This window comes from uncultured Granulicatella sp. (genome assembly GCF_963545075.1).
Taxonomy (GTDB): Bacteria; Bacillota; Bacilli; order Lactobacillales; family Aerococcaceae; genus Granulicatella.
The window spans coordinates 1-4,363 of sequence record NZ_CAUUHX010000077.1 but is presented as its reverse complement, the minus strand read 5'-3'; the positions used below and the strand labels follow the sequence as shown (position 1 = coordinate 4,363).

The following is a 4,363-nucleotide window of genomic DNA, read 5'->3' as shown; positions in this document are numbered from 1 at the left end:
TTGAAAACAATACTAATAAAATAGATAATTATGGTATAATGACAAGAGTAAACCTCTTGTCTTTTTTTGAGGAATTTTCACTGAAGTGAGGAACAATATGAGTACCACAATTCAAACAACATCACAGGAAGAAACGATGAAAATCGGCGAATTATTAGCAAAAGATGCTTTTCCTAACAGTACGATTATTTTATCTGGAGATTTAGGAGCTGGAAAAACTACTTTTACAAAAGGCTTTGCTTTAGGTTTAGACATTACACGTGTCATCAAAAGTCCAACCTATACATTAATTCGTGAGTATACTAAAGGTCGTTTGCCTTTATTTCATATGGATATGTATCGTATTGAAGAAAGTGGAGGAGCAAGTGAAATAGGTTTAGAAGAATATTTTCATCGTGAAGGTGTTGTCATGGTGGAATGGGCAAATTTTATCGAAGAAGAATTACCTATGAATCGATTAATTATTTCTATCGAACAAACTTCACTTACGACTCGTACGATTACAATGTCTGCAATTGGAGAAGAATACGAAAATTGGTTAAATCAATTTGAAAGTTGGTGGACAAATGAAAGAGAAAGTTGAATTAGAAATTGAAGTAGTATCTGTAGAAGATGCCGAAGCTTTAATTGAGTATACGAAAAAAGTTGGAAAAGAAACAGACTTTTTAAGTTTCGGTGAAGAAGGATTAGAATTAAGTATCCAACAAGAAGAATTATATATTCAATCTGTTTTAGAAAGTGATAATCAAATGATGCTACTTGCAAAATTAGGACAAGAAATCATTGCAGTCGCTTCAATTGGAGGGAATTCGAAAGAAAAATTTCAACATGTGGGTGAATTAGGTATTAGTATTTTAAAAGAATATTGGGGGCAAGGTCTTGGAAGTGCCTTAATGGAAGAATTATTGTCATGGGCAAAAGACTATTCACCTCTTGAAAAAATTAAATTAGCAGTCGTTAAAGAAAATGTTGCCGCTATTGCTTTATATAAAAAGTTTGGATTTGAAGTAGTAGCGATTGAAGAAAAAGAAATGAAAGTAAATGGTCAATATTATGATGTCATTCAAATGGCCTATTTTTTAGAAAAGGAGTAATACATGAAAGTCGGAATTATTGCAGCGATGGAAGAGGAGAAACGTCTTCTATCTGAAGAAATGACAATTGAAAAGGAAGTAAAAATTGCAGGATGGACATTTTTAAAAGGAACTCTAAATGGAGTTTCTATTGTATTAGTGCAATCTGGTATTGGAAAAGTAATGTCTAGTGTAACAGCTGCTTTATTAATTCATCATTTTAATGTAACCCTTGTGATTAATACAGGATCAGCGGGTGGATTTGGAACAGAAATGAATATTGGAGATATTGTAGTTGCTACAGAATTAGCATATAGCGATGCAGATGTAACAGCTTTTCAATATGAATATGGTCAAATGCCAGGAATGCCTGCACGTTTTCAAGCGCAAGTAATTGAAGACGACGTGATTGAGGAAATTCAATCTGAATTGAAGTTATCTGTGTTTAAAGGCTTAGTCGTTTCAGCAGATAGTTTTATTCATCGTGAAGATCAACGTTTATTTATTTTAAAACATTTCCCAGATGTTTTAGCAACAGAAATGGAAGGAGCATCTATTGCGCAAGCTTGTTATGCATTGCAAACTCCAGTAATTGTTGTTAGAGCCATCTCGGATATGCCTGAAAAAGGAACATCAGCAGTAGATTTTGATACATTTATTGTAGAAGCAGGTCGTAAATCTGCATTGATTGTTCATCAATTATTACATCATTTAAAAGAAGCTTAATGATTAGGGGGAGTTCTCGTGTTAAATATTGGAGTTGTTGGGATTGGTGCGATTGCACAAAAAGCCTATTTACCAGTGATGCGTTCGATTGGTAATGTGAAATGGTATATGTGTACTAGAAATGTTGAAGTTTTACAACGAGAATCAAAACTATTAGGACGTTGTATTCCGTGTAGTAGTGTGGAAGAATTATTACAGTTTGATTTAGATGGGGTCATGATTCATGTCTCAACAGATGCCCATGTAGAAGTTGCAAAGCAATTTTTAGAAAAAGGTATTCCTGTATATTTAGATAAACCGATTGCTCCTAGTTATGAAGAAACGCTTGAATTGTATCGATTAGCAAAGGAAAATCAAACTTTCTTAACAGCTGGATTTAATCGCCGTTTTGCTCCAAAAGTAGTGGAATTAAAAAATGTTGCTCATAAGAAGAGAATTGTAACAGAAAAAAATTGTACAATTCCAAGTTTTGATAATCGAACTCGTATCTTTGATGTTTTTATTCATCCATTGGATACAGCGTTATTTTTAATGGATGAAAAACCAAAACGTGGATCATTTTATTATAAGAAAACCCGTGGTGTTATTGAACAATGTACGATTTATTTAGAAAATGAGGAACAATCAGCCATTGTCATGATGAATACAGAATCGGGAGCGAATCTTGAAAGAATTGAAATTCAAGCAGAGACAGGAACTTTTTCATTACAAAATTTAACAGACTTGACGATTTATCAAGGTGGAGAAGAAATTAAAGATCATTTTTCATCATGGGATTCTACTTTATATAAGAGAGGGTTTGAGAGTATTGTTCATTCCTTTATTATTGCTGTTCAAACTCAAGGTGAAAATCCAGTTTCTCCTATTTCAAGCTTATTAAGTCATTTTATTTGCGAGAGATTAGCTCATGCAAAAGCATCTGAAGGCTTTTTATCATTTGACGTAGAAACTGTTGAATAGTATCATTAAAAAGATATTGCATAATAGGAGAGAAAAAGATGAAAGATTGGTGGAAAGAACAATTTCCAGAAGTAAAAGTATGCTTCCATGAACCATTAAAAAAATATACTTTTACTAAAACAGGTGGAGAAGCTGAGTGTTTAATTTTCCCAAGAGATAAACATGAAACAGCAAGAATTATTAAAGCTTTACAAGAAAAACAAATTCCTATTACAGTACTAGGAAATGCTAGTAATGTTATCGTTAGAGATGGTGGCATTAAAGGAGCTGTTATTTTATTAAATGAAATGACTGCAATGAAAGTAATGGGAAATAAAATTTTAGCAGAAGCTGGCGTGTCTTTAATCGAAGTGACAAAATGCGCATTAGAACAATCTTTAACAGGTTTAGAATTTGCATGCGGCATACCAGGAAGCGTTGGGGGAGCCATGTATATGAATGCAGGTGCCTATGGTGGAGAAGTTTGTGAAGTGGTCGAATATGTTGATGTTGTGACTCGTACAGGTGAAATCAAGCGTTTAACGAATGAAGAATTAAACTTTTCATATCGTCATAGTGCTTTACAAGAAAGTGGAGATTTAGTGATTGATGTTTGTTTTAATCTAAATCCAGGGCAAAAAGAAACGATTCAAGCTAAAATGGAAGAATTAACGCATTTACGTGAGAGTAAACAGCCATTAGAATATCCTTCTTGTGGAAGTGTATTTAAACGTCCAGAAGGTCATTTTACTGGAAAATTAATCCAAGATGCAGGACTTCAAGGGTTCCAAATTGGTGGAGCTCAAGTGTCTAAAAAACATGCAGGGTTTATTGTAAACGTTGATCATGCAACAGCTACGGATTATTTAGCGGTTATTCAACATGTTCAAGATGTGGTTTTTGAACAATTCCAAGTGGCGCTTGAACCAGAAGTAAAAATTATTGGTGAAGAGTCAAAATAGAGGAGAAAAATGATGAAAGAAAATAAATTCATAAATACTGGTCTTCTTCATGTAGTTTCATTAATTGTTTTAGTTCTTAGTTATCACTATGTAGGGATTACATTGCCTATTTTTACTGGAGTAGATATTAACTTCTTTTATATTTTACTTGCAATTGTGGCTGGTTTAGCCGGTTCGTTGTTTGCTGCAATTGTTGGGGTAGCAACGATCTTGATTAATTTATTATTAGGGACGACTGAGCAGTGGATTGCGATTGCGATTTCTGTGGGATTGCTTGGATATGTGTTTGGTTTGGGCATTCGTCGTAAGTCGTTTTTAGCGGGTACTTTTTCTCGTCATGATGCTTTGCGTTTTAATGTGATTCAAGTGGTTGCGAATGTGATTATTTTTGGTTTGATTTTACCGACGTTAGAGGTCTTTTTCTATCAAGCTTCTACGGCAGTTGTATTTATTAATGGTTGGATTTTTAGTATGATTAATTCGATTCTGATTGCCATTTTCGCAACAGCTTTGTTTAAATTGATTGCTAATCGTGTGAAAGAAAATAACAAATAAAGAATACAAAAAATAATTCTAAGTAAATAAAGCCTATCCAAAAGTTGCTTTAGTTTAGCTAGGACGCCAGCAGCTTCGCGATGCGAATCTCATGGCTAAAATTTGAGC

The 4,363-nt window shown here is 33.8% G+C and carries 6 protein-coding genes; all 6 read left to right on the top strand.

All coding sequences use genetic code 11. The annotated features are described in order from the left end of the window. The first annotated feature begins 97 nt into the window (after positions 1-97). Genes tsaE through RWZ86_RS08130 form a run of 6 tightly spaced genes read left to right on the top strand, consistent with a single transcriptional unit; the run spans position 98 to position 4,255 of the window. Complete coding sequence (gene tsaE / locus RWZ86_RS08155) at positions 98-583, top strand: tRNA (adenosine(37)-N6)-threonylcarbamoyltransferase complex ATPase subunit type 1 TsaE (RefSeq protein WP_314110868.1); 486 nt, start codon at positions 98-100, stop codon at positions 581-583. Then, positions 567-1,094, top strand: a complete 528-nt coding sequence (locus tag RWZ86_RS08150) for a GNAT family protein (RefSeq protein WP_314681321.1) — start codon at positions 567-569, stop codon at positions 1,092-1,094. Before tsaE ends, RWZ86_RS08150 begins: the two co-directional genes overlap by 17 nt. A gap of 3 nt (positions 1,095-1,097) precedes the next feature. Continuing rightward, positions 1,098-1,799 (top strand): 5'-methylthioadenosine/adenosylhomocysteine nucleosidase, encoded by a 702-nt coding sequence (locus tag RWZ86_RS08145; RefSeq protein ID WP_314681316.1) that lies wholly within the window; start codon positions 1,098-1,100, stop codon positions 1,797-1,799. Between the two features lie 18 nt (positions 1,800-1,817). Next, positions 1,818-2,759, top strand: coding sequence for a Gfo/Idh/MocA family oxidoreductase (locus RWZ86_RS08140; RefSeq protein WP_314681313.1), 942 nt, complete (start codon positions 1,818-1,820; stop codon positions 2,757-2,759). 38 nt (positions 2,760-2,797) lie between these two features. Then, positions 2,798-3,700: a UDP-N-acetylmuramate dehydrogenase gene (gene murB / locus RWZ86_RS08135; protein ID WP_314681310.1), complete on the top strand. Its 903-nt coding sequence runs from the start codon at positions 2,798-2,800 to the stop codon at positions 3,698-3,700. A gap of 12 nt (positions 3,701-3,712) precedes the next feature. After that, positions 3,713-4,255, top strand: coding sequence for an ECF transporter S component (locus RWZ86_RS08130; RefSeq protein WP_314681307.1), 543 nt, complete (start codon positions 3,713-3,715; stop codon positions 4,253-4,255). The last annotated feature ends 108 nt before the right edge of the window (positions 4,256-4,363 follow it).